This window comes from Asticcacaulis sp. P4_H10, assembly GCF_056400965.1.
The window spans coordinates 194,491-212,678 of record NZ_JBFUKH010000004.1 but is presented as its reverse complement, the minus strand read 5'-3'; the positions used below and the strand labels follow the sequence as shown (position 1 = coordinate 212,678).

At 61.9% G+C, this 18,188-nt stretch carries 12 protein-coding genes; 3 read left to right on the top strand and 9 right to left on the bottom strand.

What is annotated here, in order from left to right; translation table 11 throughout:
* Positions 1-38: 38 nt before the first annotated feature.
* Positions 39-818, top strand: coding sequence for an aspartyl protease family protein (locus tag AC1DON_RS09105; RefSeq protein ID WP_476934473.1), 780 nt, complete (start codon positions 39-41; stop codon positions 816-818).
* A gap of 162 nt (positions 819-980) precedes the next feature.
* Here AC1DON_RS09105 and AC1DON_RS09100 read toward each other — a convergent pair whose 3' ends face one another.
* The 5 genes from AC1DON_RS09100 to AC1DON_RS09080 all read right to left on the bottom strand — a co-directional run bounded on the left by AC1DON_RS09100 (position 981) and on the right by AC1DON_RS09080 (position 11,423).
* Positions 981-2,066 (bottom strand): helix-turn-helix transcriptional regulator, encoded by a 1,086-nt coding sequence (locus tag AC1DON_RS09100; protein WP_476934472.1) that lies wholly within the window; start codon positions 2,064-2,066, stop codon positions 981-983.
* 240 nt (positions 2,067-2,306) lie between these two features.
* Positions 2,307-6,827 (bottom strand): glutamate synthase large subunit, encoded by a 4,521-nt coding sequence (gltB, locus tag AC1DON_RS09095; RefSeq protein WP_476934471.1) that lies wholly within the window; start codon positions 6,825-6,827, stop codon positions 2,307-2,309.
* Positions 6,827-8,296, bottom strand: a complete 1,470-nt coding sequence (locus AC1DON_RS09090; RefSeq protein ID WP_476934470.1) for an NAD(P)-dependent oxidoreductase — start codon at positions 8,294-8,296, stop codon at positions 6,827-6,829. Before AC1DON_RS09090 ends, gltB begins: the two co-directional genes overlap by 1 nt.
* A 349-nt stretch (positions 8,297-8,645) precedes the next feature.
* Positions 8,646-9,965: an ammonium transporter gene (locus tag AC1DON_RS09085; protein ID WP_476934469.1), complete on the bottom strand. Its 1,320-nt coding sequence runs from the start codon at positions 9,963-9,965 to the stop codon at positions 8,646-8,648.
* A gap of 297 nt (positions 9,966-10,262) precedes the next feature.
* Positions 10,263-11,423: a DegT/DnrJ/EryC1/StrS family aminotransferase gene (locus tag AC1DON_RS09080; RefSeq protein ID WP_476934468.1), complete on the bottom strand. Its 1,161-nt coding sequence runs from the start codon at positions 11,421-11,423 to the stop codon at positions 10,263-10,265.
* A gap of 239 nt (positions 11,424-11,662) precedes the next feature.
* Here AC1DON_RS09080 and AC1DON_RS09075 point away from each other — a divergent pair, with 239 nt between their 5' ends.
* Complete coding sequence (locus AC1DON_RS09075) at positions 11,663-13,096, top strand: aldehyde dehydrogenase family protein (protein WP_476934467.1); 1,434 nt, start codon at positions 11,663-11,665, stop codon at positions 13,094-13,096.
* Positions 13,097-13,228: 132 nt separating this feature from the next.
* Here the strand turns inward: AC1DON_RS09075 and AC1DON_RS09070 are convergent, their stop codons facing one another.
* Entirely contained in the window at positions 13,229-13,591 is a 363-nt protein-coding gene (locus AC1DON_RS09070) for a hypothetical protein (RefSeq protein WP_476934466.1), read from the bottom strand.
* A gap of 339 nt (positions 13,592-13,930) precedes the next feature.
* Between AC1DON_RS09070 and AC1DON_RS09065 the strand changes: the two genes are divergently transcribed.
* On the top strand, positions 13,931-14,332 hold the full coding sequence (locus AC1DON_RS09065; RefSeq protein ID WP_476934465.1) for a hypothetical protein: 402 nt from the start codon (positions 13,931-13,933) through the stop codon (positions 14,330-14,332).
* A gap of 7 nt (positions 14,333-14,339) precedes the next feature.
* On the opposite strand, the gene AC1DON_RS09060 is transcribed toward AC1DON_RS09065, so the two are convergent.
* The 3 genes from AC1DON_RS09060 to pseG form a co-directional block, all read right to left on the bottom strand.
* Positions 14,340-16,511: a bifunctional diguanylate cyclase/phosphodiesterase gene (locus AC1DON_RS09060; RefSeq protein WP_476934464.1), complete on the bottom strand. Its 2,172-nt coding sequence runs from the start codon at positions 16,509-16,511 to the stop codon at positions 14,340-14,342.
* A 94-nt stretch (positions 16,512-16,605) separates the two neighbouring features.
* Positions 16,606-17,082 (bottom strand): peptide-methionine (R)-S-oxide reductase MsrB, encoded by a 477-nt coding sequence (msrB, locus tag AC1DON_RS09055; RefSeq protein WP_476934463.1) that lies wholly within the window; start codon positions 17,080-17,082, stop codon positions 16,606-16,608.
* A gap of 62 nt (positions 17,083-17,144) precedes the next feature.
* The gene (pseG, locus tag AC1DON_RS09050; RefSeq protein WP_476934462.1) at positions 17,145-18,143 is read right to left on the bottom strand and encodes a UDP-2,4-diacetamido-2,4,6-trideoxy-beta-L-altropyranose hydrolase; all 999 of its coding nucleotides are present in this window, start codon (positions 18,141-18,143) and stop codon (positions 17,145-17,147) included.
* Positions 18,144-18,188 lie beyond the last annotated feature (45 nt).

The window sequence follows — 18,188 nt, the reverse complement described above, 5'->3', positions numbered from 1 at the left end:
TTTCCCTTTTTCTGATAAGTCCTGCCAAGGCCGCCGAGGTGGAACTGCCCGCCGCCTTTCATGACGGCCTGGTCTATCTCAGGATCTCGATCAACGGCGCCGAACCAGTATGGATGAACCTCGACAACGGCACCTCGCCATCAGCCATAAGCCTCGACTATGCCCGCAACCTGGGCCTCAGGCTCGACAAGGCGGCAGGCTGGGGCACGGGTATCGGCCACAAGCCGGTCGAGTTCTTCAATACAAAGGCGGAAGTCACCGCGGGCGAAGCTACGCGCCGCATCGACTTCGCCGCCAGCCGGCTGGATGGGATGACCGGGCCGGACGGCAGGCCGTTGGCCGGTGTGCTGGGCCACAGCTTCCTGGCAGGCAGGATCGTGGTCATCGACTATCCGCAAGACCGCGTCTGGTTCACCACGCGCCTCGAACCCTGCGGCTGCGACCTGGCCATGGGTGAGGACTTCAACATCCCGACCGTGCCGGTGACAATCGCCGGCCGGCGCATGACCGCTCTGATCGACAGCGGCGGCATGTATGAACTGCTGGTTACGCCCGCCGGCATCCGAGCAGCCGGCCTGCAGGCCTATGCCGAAGCCGCTAAACCGCGCACCAGCTACGGCTATGCCGGTGCCCAAACCGTGAAGGTCGGTAAAGCACCCGACGTCACTGTCGGATCTATCCGGCGGTATAATCCTTCGACTGTCTACGGGGCGTTCGGTACTTCTCCATTGAAATCCCAGGCCGCCTTGGGCGCGATGTTTCTCAAGGACTACCGCGTGACACTGAATTATCGGGCACGGAAGGTTCGGCTGGAGTGAAAAAGTACGCCACCTATCCCATTTGGGATATGACGGCCCTCATGCAACCGTTTACGGATTGAGCTTCCTGGTTCCGACCGCGCGTTTTCAACGCGGCGGGAAGAAAGAAAAAGGCGGTCTCTCCCGGGGCCGCCTTTTTTGCTTATCGCGAGGCCCGTGGCTCTAGGACAGCCGCAATGGCGGCAATGACAGAACCGCGGCGGCAATTTGCGTCTGCCGCCGGCACCCCAGCTTGGCCATGATCGTCTTGACCTGCACCCGCACGGTACCTTCGGCCACCTGACGCTGCTCCGCTATGTCTGCCGGGCTCAACCCTTCCGCCAAGCTGATACTGATTTGCGCCTCGGCCTGCGACAGGCCGAACAACTGCATCAGGTGCCGGTCGAGGTCGCGCTGACGCCCGAACGGCCGTTTGACCATGACCAGGGCCCGCCGCTTTGCCCCCGGCACCATCAGGGGCGACACGGTGACACTCAGCGGGGCTTCGCCGACCGACAGCAGGGATGCCTCCGGAGTGGTGGAATCCGTCGCCCGCGCAATGGCGCGCTTCAGGACCTCGGCGTCTCCGCCACCGGCGCGCAAATGGCCCCGCACCTGACGCAGGCCCATTTGACCGCGCAGCAACTCGTCGGCCTGGGCATTGCCGTCCAGCACCTTGCCGGCCTCGTCAACCTGCAGGATCGCCAGCTCCATGCTGTCAAAGCTGCTGCGCGCGGCATGCCGGTCGGTTCGCGCCGACATCAGCTCACCACGCACCGCCATCATCCGCCTGAGCGCGGGACTGTACTGGTTGATGCGGGCCACCGCCTCCGTGTCGAACACGTCGTGATGCCGGCCGCGCTGAATACCCAGGGCACCCATCCCAAAAGGCGAATCAAAGATAATGCCCATGCAACGGAAAGTGTCGTCATCCATGGGCCGGATAAGTTCATTGTAGATGACGCTGCGGGCGAAGACGTCATCCGCCACCAGCGTGTTCATGGAAACAGCCTGATTGCGGATGCCTGAGGCCAGTCCGGAATTCATCCAGAGATCATCACCGGCAAAATGATCGGCATAGGCCTGCATAATGTCGTCAGTGAAGTAGCGGCTGTGCGCCAGAACCTCCGCGCCGCCGTGGGCATGACGCCACTGCAGCAGCGCCGACCGGCCGCCGGCGGCACTGGCCAGGGCCTGCGGCAGTTCGGCGAACGCCTCGTCATCGAGAATCGCTTCGTAGATCAAATCCTGGCTGAGCGGCAGGCCCATCGCACACCTCCGCCGCGATCATGGCGCGGCGTAACCGCGATAGCAATACGGTTCCGGTCACGTGTCGATCACGCTTTTGGCCATAGTAAAAAGCGGCCCCGAAGAGCCGCTTAATCTTAACGCTGTTCGTCATGATGTGGCGAAAATCGTGGGCTTGCGAGACACGAAGCGAAGCGTACTTGAGTACGTGAGCATCGTATCGCAGCAAGACTGCGGTTTGCAGCTCATCAAGGCGGGCGGCTAGGCGATCTTGGCCTGCTTTTGCTGGATCGCCAATATCTCGTTTGGCATGATTTCAACAAAGGCCTTCAGGCTGTTGTCCCAGTCGTCCAGCAGGGTCTTGGCCTTGGGCGACAGGGTCTTCTCATAGTGCTCGCCGATCAGCGCCTTCAGGCCGGCGACGTTGCCATCAAGCACTGGACGAAGCGTGATGCCCTCGCCGTTGACGCACGAAGCCAGGCACGCATCCGGATCATAGACATAGGCGATACCGCCGGTCATGCCGGCGCCGAAGTTCTGGCCGACCTTACCCAGGATGACCACCTTGCCGCCGGTCATGTACTCACAACCGTGGGCGCCGACGCCTTCGATGACGGTCGTGGCGCCCGAGTTACGGACGCCGAAACGCTCACCGACTGACCCGGCAACGAACAGCTTGCCCGAGGTCGCACCGTACAGGATAGTGTTGCCGGCCAAAGCCTGGCCTTCGTGCCAGACCTTCGGACGGACGATGATGGTGGCACCCGACAGGCCCTTGCCGACATAGTCGTTGGCTTCGCCGATCAGGTTGATCGTCAGGCCCTTGACGGCAAATGCGCCCAGCGACTGGCCGGCCGAACCGCGCAGTTCCAGCGTCAGGTGACCTTCGTCCAGCGTGCTGCCGAACTGACGCACCAGATGCGACGACGTCCGCGTACCGATGGCGCGCATGGTGTTGCGGACATCATAGGTCAGGGTCATCTTTTCCTTGCGCTGAAGCACGTAGGCCGCATCCTGGACGATCTTGGCGTCCAACGTGTCGGCCACGGCATTGCGTTCGGTCGGCGGGGTGATAATGGCGTTCTCGTCCATCTCGACCTTGACCAGCAGCGGGTTGAGGTCGAGATCGTCGAGGTGGATGCCACCGCGCGAAATCTGCTGCAGCAGATCGGTGCGGCCGACCGCTTCCTGAAGCGTGCGCAGGCCCAGCGAAGCCAGGATTTCACGCACTTCGGTGGCGATGAAGGTGAAGAGATTGATGACCTTTTCCGGCGTGCCGGTGAACTTGGCGCGCAGGCGCTCGTCCTGGACGCATACCCCGACCGGGCAGGTGTTCGACTGGCACTGGCGAACCATCAGACAGCCGATGGCGACCAGCGAGGCCGTGCCGATGCCGAACTCTTCGGCACCCAGCAGGGCCGCCACGACGATGTCGCGGCCGGTACGCATACCGCCGTCCGCGCGCAGACGGATCTGGCCGCGCAGGTTGTTGAGCGTCAGCACCTGGTGGGCTTCCGACAGGCCCAGTTCGAACGGCAAGCCGGCGAACTTGATCGACGACAGCGGAGACGCGCCGGTACCGCCGACCTGACCCGACACCAGGATGGCATCGGCCTTGGCCTTGGCAACACCTGCGGCAACCGCGCCGATGCCCGACTGCGACACCAGCTTGACGGTGACGCGGGCGGTCGGGTTGATCTGCTTCAGGTCGTAGATGAGCTGCGCCAGGTCTTCGATCGAGTAGATGTCGTGGTGCGGCGGCGGGCTGATCAGGCCGACGCCCGGCGTCGAGTGACGCATGCGGGCGATGAATTCCGTGACCTTGAAGCCCGGAAGCTGACCGCCTTCGCCGGGCTTGGCGCCCTGTGCGACCTTGATCTCGATTTCCTGGCACTGGTTCAGGTATTCCGCGGTGACGCCAAAGCGGCCCGAAGCGATCTGCTTGATGGCCGAGTTCGGGTTGTCACCGTTCGGACGGCGCTGATAGCGTTCGGGGTCCTCGCCGCCCTCGCCCGACACCGAACGGGCGCCGATGCGGTTCATGGCGATGTTCAGCGTCTCGTGGGCTTCGGGGCTGAGCGCGCCCAGCGACATGCCCGGCGTGACGAAACGCTTGCGGATCTCGTTGACGCTTTCGACTTCCTCGATGGCGATGCCCGGTTGCTTGGGCTGGATCGCCAGCAGGTCGCGCGGCGAGGTCGGCGCGGTCTTCGACATCTTGGCGACCAGACCCGAATAGGTCTTGAAGGTGTCGTAGTCGTCGCGCGTCGTCGCGTCCTGCAGCAGGTGGATCAGTTTGGGCTGATAATAGTGGGTCTCGCCGGCAGCACGCAGCTTGTAGAAACCGCCGATGTGCGGGACCGGACGCTTAGACGCAAACGCCTTAGCGTGCAGTTCCGACAGCTTCTGCTCTATTCCCGACAGACCAATGCCGGAAATGCGCGAGGTGACGCCCGGAAAGTATTCGGCGACCAGGGCGCGCGACAGGCCCAGCGCTTCGAATTCATAGCCGCCGCGGTAGGACGAGATGACCGAAATGCCCTTCTTGGCCAGGATCTTCATCAGACCGGCTTCGATGGCCTTCTTGTAGTTCAGGAAGGCCTTGTGCTCGTCCAGGCCTGGATAGCGGCCCTGGGCCAGGCGTTCCTGCAGCAGTTCCAGCGACAGGTACGGGTTGATGGCCGTGGCGCCGACGCCGACCAGCACCGCAAAGGCGTGCGGGTCCATGGCTTCGGAGGAACGCACGACGATCGAGACGAACGAACGCAGGCCCTTCGCGACCAGGCGCGAATGGACCGCGGCGGCGGCCAGGATCATTGGCACGCCGATCTTGTCGGTGCCCAGCTGTTCGTCGGTCAGGACGATCATCGATGAACCGTCTTCGGCGGCGGCGACGGCTTCGTCACGCAGGCGTTCCAGCGCATCGCGCAGGCCGTTGCCGGCGACGTCGCCGTCTTGCGGAATGGCGAAGGTGGCATCCAAAGTCGCGACTTTGCCGGCGCTGTCGAAGCGGATCATCCGCTCGTACATTAGCGTCGTCAGGAAGGGCGATTCGAGCACGAAGACATTGGTCTGCGCTTCGTCTTCGGCCAGGATGTTGCCGAGGTTCTTGAAGCGCGTGCGCAGGCTCATGCCCGAGGCTTCGCGCAACGGGTCGATCGGCGGGTTGGTGACCTGGGCGAAGTTCTGGCGGAAGTAATGCGCCAGCGGGCGCCACTGCTCCGACAGCACGGCCAGAGGCGTGTCGTCGCCCATCGAGCCGATGGCTTCCTTGCCGTCCTTGACCATGGCATCGAGCACGGTGTCGAGGTCTTCGAGCGTGAAGCCGGCGGCGATCTGGCGGCGCGCCAGCTCTTCGCCGTGCAGGACGCGCGGCTCAGGACCCGGTGCGATCAGCGGTTCCAGCTCGATGATGTTTTCCAGCCAAGCCTTGTAATCGTTCTTCGACGACAGGGCATCTATGACTTCGTTTTCCTGGTAGAGGCGGCCTTCCTCGAGGTCGACCGCGATCATGCGGCCCGGCGCGATGTGGATGCGACGCGCGATGCGGTCTTCCGAGACGCCGGTCATGCCGGCTTCAGAGCCGACGATCAGCAGGCCGTCATTGGTTTCGGCGACGCGCAGCGGGCGCAGGCCGTTGCGGTCCTTGCCGGCCACGACCCAGCGGCCGTCGGTCGCGCAAATGGCGGCCGGACCGTCCCACGGCTCCATAACGGCATTGCAGTAGGCGTAGAGCGCCTTATGGGCGTCGGACACTGTCGTGTTCTGGGCGACGGCTTCCGGGATCAGCAGGGCCTTGGCCATCGGCGCCGAACGACCGGCGCGAACCAGCAGTTCATAGACGTTGTCGAGGCCGGCGGAGTCCGAACCGCGTGGCTGGATGACCGGCTTCACATCGCGGTCATTGTCGCCGAACGTCGCGGCCGCCATGCGGATTTCGTGCGACTTCATCCAGTTGACATTGCCGCGCAGCGTGTTGATTTCACCGTTGTGCGCCAGCATGCGGAAGGGCTGTGCCAGACGCCATTCGGGGAAGGTGTTGGTCGAGAAACGCTGGTGGAAGATCGCGACGCTGGAGACGATGCGCGGGTCCTTCAGGTCGAGATAGAAGTCGTCGACCAGTTCTGCGCGGAACATGCCCTTGTAGATCAGGGTCTTGGCCGAGAACGAACAGATGTAGCAGTCGAGATTGGCTTCATCGACGCGCTTTTCGATGCGGCGGCGGCACAGGAACATGGCGCGTTCCAGCGCTTCGCCCGACAGGCCTTCCGGCGCCGCCATCATGATCTGTTCGATTTCCGGGCGCGTCGCCGAGGCGCGCTGGCCCAGTTGCGACACGTCGACCGGCGGCTGGCGCCAACCATAGAGGTAGAAGCCCGAACGCAGGATTTCCGATTCGACGATCGTGCGCGCGGATTCCTGGGCACCGATATCCGAACGCGGAAGGAAGACCTGGCCGACCAGGACGGGACCCGGGCGCGGGTTGTGACCGATATTGCGGACCTGCTCGCGGAAGAAGTCCTGTGGCACATTGATCATGATGCCGGCGCCGTCACCCGACTTGCCGTCGGCGTCGACAGCCCCGCGGTGGAACAGGGCCTTGAGCGCCTTGACGGCCAGCTCGACGACGTCACGACGCGGCGTGCCGTCGATCGAACAGACCACGCCGACGCCGCAGGCATCGCGTTCCATGGCCGGATCGTAGGCATTGCCGTCGATCAGGGCCTGACGCTGCGAGAGATAGTGCTTATAGGAATCGAACTTTTCAGTGACTTGGGTCATTATTCGGCAACTCCCGCGAGCTGGGCATCGCCGTCGTTGGCGGCAGCAAGCAACTGGGTCTTCAGATAGTGGTGGATGTCGGCAGCGGCGTCCTGGCCTTCACGAACGGCCCAGACGACGAGCGAAGCGCCGCGGACAATGTCGCCGGCGGCGAACACGCCCGGCACCATGGTCTGGAACTCGCCCGTCATGACGCGGAGCGTGCCCCAGCGGGTCACTTCCAGGCCTGGCTCATTGAACATGACCGGCAGGTTTTCCGGCTCGAAGCCGAGCGCCTCGATGATCAGGTCGGCCGGCAGGTCGTTTTCGGCGCCGTGGATGTCTTCGATGCCCTGGCGGCCCTGCGCGTCTGGCGTCGTCAGGCGCATGCGCTGAACCTTCAGGCCTTCAACCTTATCGGCATCGCCGAGCACGGCCTTGGGGGCCGACAGCCATTCGAAACGGACACCTTCTTCTTCGGCGTTCGAGACTTCGCGGTCAGAGCCCGGCATGTTGGCGCGGTCGCGGCGATAGACGCAGGAGACGGCCTTGGCGCCCTGGCGCGTCGCTGTGCGCACGCAGTCCATGGCGGTGTCGCCGCCGCCGATGACGACGACGGTCTTGCCCTTGGCGTTGAGACGGCCGGAGGTGAAGTCGGCGATCTCGTCGCCGAAGCCGACCTTATTGGCGGTGATCAGGTAGTCGAGTGCCTGGACGACGCCACGCGACCCACAGCCCGGCACGCTAAGCGAGCGCGCCTTGTAGACGCCGGTAGCGACCAGGATGGCGTCGTGCTTGGCGCGCAGCTCTTCGAAGGTGACATCATTGCCGATGTCGCAGTTCATGACGAATTCGACGCCAGACTCCGCCAGGCGGTCGGTGCGGCGGGCGACAACGTGCTTTTCCAGCTTGAACGACGGAATGCCGTAGGTCAGCAAGCCGCCGGCGCGGTCGTAGCGATCGTAGATGGTGACCTTATAGCCGAGCGTACGCAGGCGGTCGGCGGCGGCGATGCCGGCGGGGCCCGAACCTATGATGCCGATCGACTGGCTGCGTTCGACATCCGGCTGAATAGGCTCTATCCAGCCGTTCTCGAAGGCCATGTCGTTGATATAGCGCTCGACGCTGCCGATGGTGACGTTTTCCCAGCCCGACTGTTCCAGAACGCATGAGCCTTCGCACAGGCGGTCCTGCGGGCAGATGCGGCCGCAGATTTCCGGCAGGGTCGAAGTCGCCGACGAGATCAGGTAGGCCTCTTCGATCCGGCCTTCCGCCGTCAGGCGCAGCCAGTCAGGGATGTTGTTCTGCAACGGGCAGCCGTGCTGACAGAAGGGCACGCCACACTGGGCGCAGCGCGACGACTGGTGCGAGGCTTCTGTTGTCTTGAAGTCGGCATAGATCTCGTTGAAATTCGTGATGCGTGTCTTCGCATCCGTCTTCTGCGGCGTCTTCTTCTTCTCGATCACAAAGCGGTTCGTTTCGCCGGTCATGGCCAACTGCCTTCTTACTTTACTTCCGGGTGAAGTCCCGGCGCTATCCACGCGCGTTCCAAAAGCGGAAAAGCCACGCCTGGGAAAGTGAATTCCGTAGTCTTGCCTTCGTGCCCTGCCGGTTTTTCCGGTCTGTTGGCAAAAATGCCGTTCCGATATCAAAAGATACCAATTCTATTGTCTGGCAGGTGAGGCTTTTACCACGGAATGACCCGGTGAGTCAGACTTTGATGGTAAAGACCTTGCCAAATGTGAGGTCAAAATTCGGGTTCATGACATGCAAACCCCCTCGGCGGACTTTCGTCGCATCGAGGGGGAGCCATTTTTCCGGCCTTTGAACCCTGCTTTTCTAGTGCAGGGTCTCCCCGTGTTGCGACATGTCGAGGCCTTCGATTTCCTCTTCCTCTGTCACGCGCAGGCCTGTTGTGTATTTGCAGACCATGAGAATGAGGAAGGTGAGAACCGCGCTCCAGCCGATCACCACCACCAGTCCAATGAACTGTTTGAAGATTGTGGCGTTGGCGGCAGCGTCGGATGTATTGATTGTCTTGTCGACGAAGACAGCCGTCAGCAGGGCGCCGGTGAAACCGCCCACGCCGTGCACGCCGAAAGCGTCGAGGCTGTCGTCGTACTTGAACATGTTCTTGATGTAGGTCGAGGCGACGTAGCAGATCGGGCCGGTGATCAGGCCGATCAGCATGGCGCCGCCCGGGCCGACAAAGCCGGCGGCCGGGGTAATGGCGACCAGGCCGGCGACCAGGCCCGACAGCATGCCAAGCAGGGTCGGCTGCTTGCGCTCGATCCACTCCGGCACGATCCAGCCGATAATGCCAGTCATAGAGGCTACGATGGTGTTCAGCATGGCAACCGAGGCCAGACCATCCGCCGCCCATTCCGAGCCGGCGTTGAAGCCGATCCAGCCGACCAGCAGCATCGAAGCGCCGATCATGGTGTAGCCCAGATTATGCGGCGCCATGTTGTCGCGGCCGAAACCGCGGCGCGGCTTGAGAACCAGGGCGCAGACCAGGCCTGCAACACCCGAATTGACGTGAACGACGGCACCGCCGGCGAAGTCGAGGACGCCCATGGCGCCCAGGAAGCCACCGCCCCACACCCAGTGACAGACCGGCGCATAGACCAGCAGTGACCACAGGGCGGTAAACAGCACAAAGGCCGAAAACTTCATGCGTTCGGCGATCGAGCCGGCGATCAGGGCGGGCGTGATGATGGCGAACGTCATCTGATACGCGATCCACAGGAATTCCGGCAGATGGGGCGCGGCCGAATAGGCCGTCGAGGTCGTCACGCCCTTGAGCAGGACGGCGTCGAGACTGCCGATAAACTGGTTGGCGCTGCCTGGCGCGACACCAAAGGCCAGCGAATAGCCGACCAGTATCCACAGGATGGTAACGACGGCGGTCACAGCGACCGACTGCGCCAGGGTCGACAGCAGGTTCTTTTTGCGGACCATGCCGCCGTAGAACAGGGCCAGGCCCGGCAGGGTCATGAACAGGACCAGACAGGTGGCAACGATCATCCAGCCGGCGTCACCGGCGCTCAGCTCCAGGACCTTTTGGTGCGCCAGCAGTTGCGGCACAGTCGTGGCCGTCGCGGCCGGTGCCACCGCCGCCTGCGCGCTTACCGAAGCTACTGCCGAAGCTACTGTCATCTGTCGCCGATATCCCTAGCCGCATATTTTTAGTGGTCGCATGCTTGGTCCGAAAAACCGGTGTCCACTTTTTCGAAGCATGCTCTAAAGCCACAGCATCAAGCACACCGAAGTCTCAGTCAGTGTGCAGGTGCGAAATGTGACGTTATTTTTTCAGTCCATAGCAAGACTCTCGGCGGAGTCAAAGTGAAATTTTTCCCACCGCCCGACAATTTTTGAGAAATTTTCTCAATTGGCGGCAAAAATAGTTGCCCCGAAGGTCAAAAATTGCGCACCCCGCCGACTATTGGGGCAAGATTACCCACCGAATGCGGTTACAGCCGCAATAATCTGGTCCTGCGTCGCCTCGTCGAGATATGGGCTGAACGGCAGGCTGATGACGGCTTTTGCTTTCGCTTCCGACACGCCCAGGTCGCGCGGGCCCGCCGTGAACGCGGCATAGCCCGGCTGCTGATGCAGTGGGATCGGGTAATAGACCGCTGTTGGTACGCCGGCATTGCGCAGATGGACCTGAAGCGCATCGCGATTTTCGTGCTCGATCGTGTACTGCGCCCAGGTCGAGACAAAGCCGTCCCTGACGACTGGAACACTGGTCACCCGGCCCGCCAGAAGCGCGTTGTAGCGCGCGGCAACCTTTTGACGCAGCGTGATTTCTTCGCCGAAGATACGCAGCTTTTCGATCAGCACCGCCGCCTGGATGGTGTCGAGGCGCGAATTCATGCCGACGCGGACATTGAGGTACTTCGCCTCGTGGTCGAATTTGTGTTCAGCCATGTCGGTCGCCGTCGCGCCGCCGTGGACGCGGAACGACACCATGCGCTCCATCAGGGCGTCGTCATTGGTGACGACCGCGCCGCCGTCGCCATAGCAGCCAAGGGGCTTGGCGGGATAGAAGCTGGTCGCGGTTGCAATGCACCATTCCAGCGACTGTTTGCCATCGATCGTGCCGCCGAAGCCCTGGGCTGCGTCCGAGATCAGCGGCAAGCCGTGCTTCTTCGCGATAGCTGACAGGGCGGGATAGTCGGCGGGCTGGCCGAACAGATCGACGGCGATAATAGCGGCGGGCTTCAGCCGGCCTTCCTTGGCCACGGCTGCAATGGCGGCATCGAGCTTGGCGACGTCGATATTATAGGTATCGGGCTCGATATCGACAAAGACGGGCTCAGCGCCCGTCATCGGGACGACCTCGGCCGTGGCGACAAAGGTAAAGGCCGGGACGAAAACAGCATCGCCCTTGCCGACACCCAGACCTAGCAGGATCAATTCGATGGCGTCAGTGCCGTTGGCGCACGACAGGCAGTGCTTCGATTGGGCGAACACGTTCATGTCGGCTTCGAAGGTTTTAACCTCAGGGCCCATGATATAGGCGCCGTGGTTGATGACCTTGAGGACGGAGGCTTCGATCGCAGCTCCGATGCGTTGACGCTGAATGCCGAGATCGATAAACGGGATAGCCATGATTAAGCGCCTTTGATCGGTAACTATTTGATTTCCGGCTTTAAACAGGGCGTGAGGATAATGCACCTCAAAAGGCGTTACCCAAGGTTTCACAAGTAAGTACGTTAACAGGGGTTACAAAGGGCAATTGTCTGACTATATAAGCGCCAACAACGCGCCTACATGACTCTTGTGAGCGCTAACATAGTGGCCTATAGAGCCACACATCATGCCATCATATAATAGCTAGGAGAGGCCAAATGGCGCTTAAAGGCAACCTGATCAACGGCGAATGGGTCACAACGGACAAGACCTTCAACGACATCAACCCCTCCGACACCAACGACGTTATCGGTACCTATTCGACCGCCGGCGAAGCCGAGGTCAAGGCCGCCATCGCCGCCGCCAAGGCCGCGTTCGAGACCTGGCAGTTCTCGACGCCGCAGCAGCGTTTTGACGTGCTCGACAACGCCGGCACCGAAATTCTGGCCCGCAAGGCCGAGCTCGGCGCGCTTTTGTCGCGCGAAGAAGGCAAGACCCTACCGGAAGGTATCGGCGAAGTCACCCGCGCCGGTCACATCTTCAAGTATTTCGCCGGTGAAGCCCTGCGCGCCCACGGCGAAGTGCTGGACAGCGTCCGTCCGGGCGTCAAGGTCGAGATCACCCGTGAGCCGGTCGGCGTCATCGGTCTGATCTGCCCGTGGAACTTCCCGATCGCCATCCCGGCCTGGAAGATGGCCCCGGCTATCGCCTTTGGTAACACCGTCGTCTGCAAGCCCGCAGAACTGACGCCTGGCTGCGCCTGGGAGCTGGCCGACATCCTGAACCGTGCCGGCCTGCCCAAGGGCGTGCTGAACGTTGTCTTTGCCCGCGGCTCGGTCGCCGGCCCGCTGATGATCGACGGCTGTGACGCCATCTCCTTCACCGGCTCGGTTCCGACCGGCACGCGCGTTCGCGACCAGGCCGTGGCCAAGGGCAAGCGCGTCCAGTGCGAAATGGGCGGCAAGAACCCGGTCGTCGTCCTCGATGACGCCGACCTCGACAACGCCGTCAACTCCGTGCTGAACTCTTCCTTCTTCTCATCGGGCCACCGCTGCACGGCGTCTTCGCGCATCATCGTCACCGAAGGCATCGCTGACAAGTTCGTCGAAGCGCTTGCCGCCGCCACCAAGGCGATCAAGGTCGGTGACAGCCGCGCCGACGGCGTCCAGATGGGCCCGATCGCTTCCCAGGAACAGCTCGACATCGCGCGTGACGCCGTCGCCAAGGCCAAGTCCGAAGGCGGCGTCGTCGTCGCCGGCGGCGAAGACCTGACGTTCGGCACGCCGGGCTACTATTACGCCCCGACCCTGATCGATAAGACGTCGCCCGACATGTCGATCAACAAGGAAGAGGTCTTCGGACCCGTCGCCTCGGTCATCCGCGTCAAGGACCTGGAAGAAGCCATCAAGGTCGCCAACGACACCGAAATGGGTCTGTCGGCCGGCATCTGCACCAAGTCGTTGAAGGCCGCCGAGACGTTCAAGCGCCGCATCCAATCGGGCATGGTGATGGTCAATCTGCCGACTGCCGGCGTTGACTACCATGTTCCGTTCGGCGGCCGCAAAGCCTCCTCCTTCGGCCCGCGCGAACAAGGCGCCTACGCCAAGGAATTCTACACAATTGTGAAGACCGCGTACCAGTTCCCGCTGTAAGGGAACCTAATATCCAGACAAACTGGCGGCGCTTCGAAAGAAGCGCCGCCTTTTTTATTGCCAAGCATTTCCCGGTGAAGTGGAGACCGGTTCGCCCGGAAATAAGACAAAGCCATGCCTTGTCTTTTGAGATTACCAGTTGTCGGCGCGCGCGTACTGACGCGGTGTTTCCGGCGCCGAACGCACCACGCGCACGTCGCGGACGTCGTCATCCTTGCCGTTGGCCTCGCCTTCGACGACCCAGGTCTTCTGGCCTTCGCGTTCGACATGATAGCGGAATTTGGCACGGAACTTGGTGCTGCCGCCTTCGCAGCGATCGAGATCGATGGCGCGCGCCCCCTGACGTTCCTCAGCCGGAATATTCTTCTCGACCTTCTGCGCGATGGCGCGGCCGACCATTTCCTCCTGGCGGCTGTCACACTCGGCCCACGCCGGACTGGACGCCACGGTGAGGCCCGCAAGGGTCAATGAGACAAGAAGAACCGATTTCGTCATAGGGGTTTCACTCCGATTTTTTTGGTCTTGGGCTTAAAGCCTGTTCCGGCACAGCCTGAATACTGCCCCCTAAGGCTGCGCTCTTTTTGGCGATTTTCAAGTAAATTTTGTCAGCTAACGGAACATTTTCACGAAAATTTGAATCGGCAGCTTTAATCCTTATACGGATCAATATTTTTATCAGAATATTGAATATCTTAGGATTGAGCGCACGAACTTGTTTTAAAATGACAACAGAAGGTGGCTTCGCATTCTGAGGCAAAATCGCGAAAATCAGGTTGGCAAAGCCAAAATTCGCTGCACAGGCTATAGTGGAATTGCCTCAATCTGGAGTTTGCCATGCCATCAATGTCCGCCTTCTGGCCCATGTGGCCGAATCTCGCACCCGAAAAGCTCGAGCAGCCGATTCTCCCCATCACCTTCTCCACGACGATCAACCAAGCCAATTCGTCGGCGCCCGATACCGAGCGGCGGATATTGGCGCAGGACTCCTATGGCCGGCAAATTGGCCGGCTGATGGACGTGGTGGCGCTGCTGGTCGAACGCGAAGCAAAAGGAGATCCTGCGCTGTCGAAGGACAAGTGTGTCAGCGACCTCATGGAGTTGAAGGCTCGGATCGACCAGGAAAAGACAGAGGCCCGCCGGACGCGTCAGGACCGGTTGGTCGGGGACCTGCTGGATTTAAGGCGCAAGGATGCCGCGACCTTCAAGGCGGTTATCGCGGCGGTCAACCTGCCCTGATTGAAGCTTACGCGACCGCGCGGGCTGACAGCAAGTCCTGAAGGTCGGCCAGCCCCTTCGGGCGGCTGAAATAATAGCCCTGAAGGAAGTGACAGCCCGCCAGCTTGAGCAGGCGAACGTGGTCTTCGGTCTCGACGCCTTCGGCCGTCACGGCCAGACCCAGGGCGTTGGCGATATTGACGGTGCCGGCGACCAGCGCCGCCGCCTGCGGATCACGGTCGACCTTGCCGGCCAGCGACTTGTCGATCTTGATCTTGTCGAAGTTGTAGCGGCGCAGATAGCCGATGCTGGAATAGCCGGTGCCGAAATCGTCGAGCGCGATCGATACGCCCAGTGACTTCAGCGTGCCGACAGCGGCAATGGCCCGGTCCGGATTTTCGATCAGATAGCCTTCGGTGACTTCAAGCTCCAGGCGCTCGGCCGGGAAGCCGGTTTCGGCCAGGATACTCGCGACCTTGCTTTCAAATTCGGCGTCGCGGAACTGAGCTGGGGAGATGTTCACCGAGAGACGCAGACCCGGCATGTGAAGAATATCCTGGCATGCCTTGCGCAGCACGAACTGACCCAGCGGATGGATCAGGCCACTCGATTCGGCCAGGGAAATGAATTGATCGGGATAAAGCTCGCCCTCGGGGCGGCGCGGCCAGCGGACCAGGGCTTCGACGGCTATGATGCCTTGCGTGCGGGCCTCGACGATCGGCTGATAGACGACGTCGAATTCGTCGCGTGTCAAGCCGCTGCGCATGCCCGTTTCGATGGCCTGTTTGCGCAGCCGGGTTGCGTCCAGTTCGCCATCGTACCAGGTGATACGCGCCTTGCCGGTGCTTTTCGAATGATACATCGCCATGTCGGCGCGGCGGAAAAGTTCCTGGCTGCGGCAGGTCTTCAGGTCGCCGGCGGCGATGCCGATACTGGCGCCGATCTGAACGGTGCGCTCACCGATACGGATCGGCTTGGTCAGGAAGCTCAGGGCGGTTTCGGCAAAGGCCTGGCACTTTTCATCGGCATTCTTGCCGCCCAGCAGCATGGCGAATTCATCACCGCCCATGCGCGCCAGGACACCGTCTTTGGGCAGGAATTCCTTCAGCGCCGCCGCCACGATCATGATCAGCTTGTCGCCGGTCGAATGGCCGTAGACGTCGTTGACGTCCTTGAAGCCGTCGAGGTCGATGAAGACGACGCACTTGTGCACCGGGCCGCGCATGGCGCCGAAGGTCTGCAGGCGTTCAAACAGGGCGCGCCGATTGGGCAGGCCGCTGAGATTGTCGGTCAGGGCGAAGATCCGCGCCACCTGTTCGTTCTTGGCCAGCCTGAAGAGGCTGTAGCCGGCGACGGCGAAGACCAGCAGGACAATGCCACCGATCAGCCAGGCGATCATCTGGATATGCGGACCGGCGGCGCGCACGGCTTCGACGCCCGGCTGGCGCAGAGTCCAGGTCAGACGGCCGACCTCCTGATTGCTGGCGTCCACGAGCTTGAGATACGGCTCGGTCGTCGTCGTCGTGGGGGTCAGCTTGATGCCGTCGATCCGGAAGGTCGCCGACAAGTCTTTGAGCATGGTGACCGACATGTGGCGCGTCATGACCAAATAGCGTTTTGTCGTGCCGTGACCTGTCAGGCCACCCTTGGTCGGACGGACCAGGCTGATCCCGACGATGGCGACGCCATCCTTCATATAGGTCAGGCCGGCGATCGACTTAGTGCCAGTGCGCAGGGCTTCGGTGTGCAGACCGATCAGCGAGGCAAAGCCGTTGCCGAACATGTCGAGCCGGGCGTCAGGCTGCCGCTGTCCATTGCGATAGCCCTCAAGCACGCGAAAATTCTCATCGAGGACATAGACGCCGTCATAACCATAGTCGTCCTGCGCCACGGCGCCCCAGGTCGAGTAGACCCAGGCGCGATCCAGCTTCCGCGCATAAAGGCGTTCGACGGCGTCATCCCACACCGTATTGTCCTCGACCTGCGAATTCATGCGCTCGATGGTGGTCTGGATCGCGCCCTGAACGGATTCGATCGAACGAACGGCATAGATCTCGTTGGCCTTGTCGGTCACGACGGCCAGGGACGAATACATCAAAGCGATGATCGCCACCATGAAGCCGACACAGCCCAACGCCACCAACCCAAACAGGGTTCGTGCCTTGGGCTCGATTCTCCACCCCGAGAACAACTTCTGCATTCTGCCACCAATTCGCCAGGACGCATTTCGCGCGTCCTCAATACTCAGGGCATCATGCGGTAAAAACGTGAATTTCTCGCTTACAAGCCGGGGCTTATATCGCGTGGCCTTCCGGCGCGCCGAGATGCAGACGATCCGGCAACGGATCACCTTCGGCGACGAACTCCATCGCCACCGAGTTCAGGCAGTAGCGCAGTCCGGTCGGACGCGGACCATCTTCGAAGACGTGACCCAGATGCGAATCGCAGCGGCCACAGCGGATTTCGATACGAATCATGCCATGCGACGTGTCGCGAATATTACGGATATGGTCGGCGTCGATACATTCGAAAAAGCTGGGCCAGCCCGAGCCGGAATGGAACTTGGTGTGGGATGAAAACAAGGGCAGGCCGCAGAGATTGCAGACATAGGTCCCCTCGTCCTCGTACTCGTCGAACCGGCCGCAGAAGGGCGGTTCGGTGCCGTGGTCGAGCAGGATCCGGCGGGCTTCGGGATCGAGCCGGGCGGCCAGTTCCGTAATCTGTCCGGAGGTTGGCGGGGTCAGGTCGAAACCGATGGCGGACTTGGTCATGGCGCGGTCCTTTCGTGCGTAGCCGTCTATATACGGTCTCCGCACAGTAACCGTTACAGTCCTCACGAATTTTTTTTCAGCTTACCGAACATGGCAGCGACGATGCGCTGTGCCCCCTGGCCGTCGACCCTGGCATGTGCACGCGCGGCGTTGTCCTTCAGCCCCTGCACATCGTTCATCATGGCGCCAATACGTGTTTCGAGGTCGTCAGGCAGCCCCTTGCGGACGTCGATCGCCGGAAACGGGCATGCGTGCAGGAAGGCGGCCTGATTATCGTACACGACCAGGACCAGGGCGGGCAGCGCCATGGCGGCAAGCTCGCCGACACTGCCACCGGCGGCCGTCACGACCAGGGTTGCGCCCGCGAGTGCCTCTGCCACGCTGGGCGGATCGACGCACACATCGATATTGCCAAGATCGCGCGCCGTGTCGCGCAACAGCCCGACATGCATGTTGGCCGGCCCCGCCAGGGCGCGGATATGGACATCAGCAAAGGCGTGACGCAGGCGCTCGGCCACCACCACGGTCAGCCCAGCCGGATCGCTCCCGCCGAAGGTAACGGCGATTGTGCGCGCCGCGTCCGTAAGGGTGCGAGGTGCCAGGAACTCCTGGCGGATCATGGCGTAGTCAGCGCCCAGCAATAGGCCGGCGCGCGTCTTCAGGCCATAGCCCATGTCGAAGGCCGCGTCGGCGGCATTGATCAGCAAGTCGCAGTCATAGGCGTCGCAGGCATTGAGGTCATCAACCACCGCCAGCCGCGCCAGCCCATGCAGGCCACTCAGATAGGCCTCGCTAATCTTGTAACTGTCGATGATCAACCAGTCTTCGGCCGTTATCCCGGAGGCGGCGATGGCCGCGACGTCCTCACCCAGTGCGTCAGGGATCACGCACACCCCGGCGCCGATCGCGACAGCACGGGCAGAGACGCCCGCATCATCCGTACGCATCAGGAAGGTAACCGGAATATCGCGCCGGCGGGCCTCTTCGGCCACGGCGAAACAGCGCATGAAATGGCCCATGCCGATCTGCGCCGAGGCTTCCGTGCGGATAAACAACTTCATGCAAACAGCCTCGCATCTGCGGTTTAAGGGAATGTTGACGCAACT

What these genes read in the sequence shown, in the direction of transcription:
- AC1DON_RS09100 (WP_476934472.1), bottom strand. Translation starts at nt 2,066, where the DNA reads ATGGGCCTGCCGCTCAGCCAGGATTTGATCTACGAAGCGATTCTCGAT.
- gltB (WP_476934471.1), bottom strand. Translation starts at nt 6,827, where the DNA reads ATGACCCAAGTCACTGAAAAGTTCGATTCCTATAAGCACTATCTCTCG.
- AC1DON_RS09090 (WP_476934470.1), bottom strand. Translation starts at nt 8,296, where the DNA reads ATGACCGGCGAAACGAACCGCTTTGTGATCGAGAAGAAGAAGACGCCG.
- AC1DON_RS09085 (WP_476934469.1), bottom strand. Translation starts at nt 9,965, where the DNA reads ATGACAGTAGCTTCGGCAGTAGCTTCGGTAAGCGCGCAGGCGGCGGTG.
- AC1DON_RS09080 (WP_476934468.1), bottom strand. Translation starts at nt 11,423, where the DNA reads ATGGCTATCCCGTTTATCGATCTCGGCATTCAGCGTCAACGCATCGGA.
- AC1DON_RS09075 (WP_476934467.1), top strand. Translation starts at nt 11,663, where the DNA reads ATGGCGCTTAAAGGCAACCTGATCAACGGCGAATGGGTCACAACGGAC.
- AC1DON_RS09070 (WP_476934466.1), bottom strand. Translation starts at nt 13,591, where the DNA reads ATGACGAAATCGGTTCTTCTTGTCTCATTGACCCTTGCGGGCCTCACC.
- AC1DON_RS09065 (WP_476934465.1), top strand. Translation starts at nt 13,931, where the DNA reads ATGCCATCAATGTCCGCCTTCTGGCCCATGTGGCCGAATCTCGCACCC.
- AC1DON_RS09060 (WP_476934464.1), bottom strand. Translation starts at nt 16,511, where the DNA reads ATGCAGAAGTTGTTCTCGGGGTGGAGAATCGAGCCCAAGGCACGAACC.
- msrB (WP_476934463.1), bottom strand. Translation starts at nt 17,082, where the DNA reads ATGACCAAGTCCGCCATCGGTTTCGACCTGACCCCGCCAACCTCCGGA.
- pseG (WP_476934462.1), bottom strand. Translation starts at nt 18,143, where the DNA reads ATGAAGTTGTTTATCCGCACGGAAGCCTCGGCGCAGATCGGCATGGGC.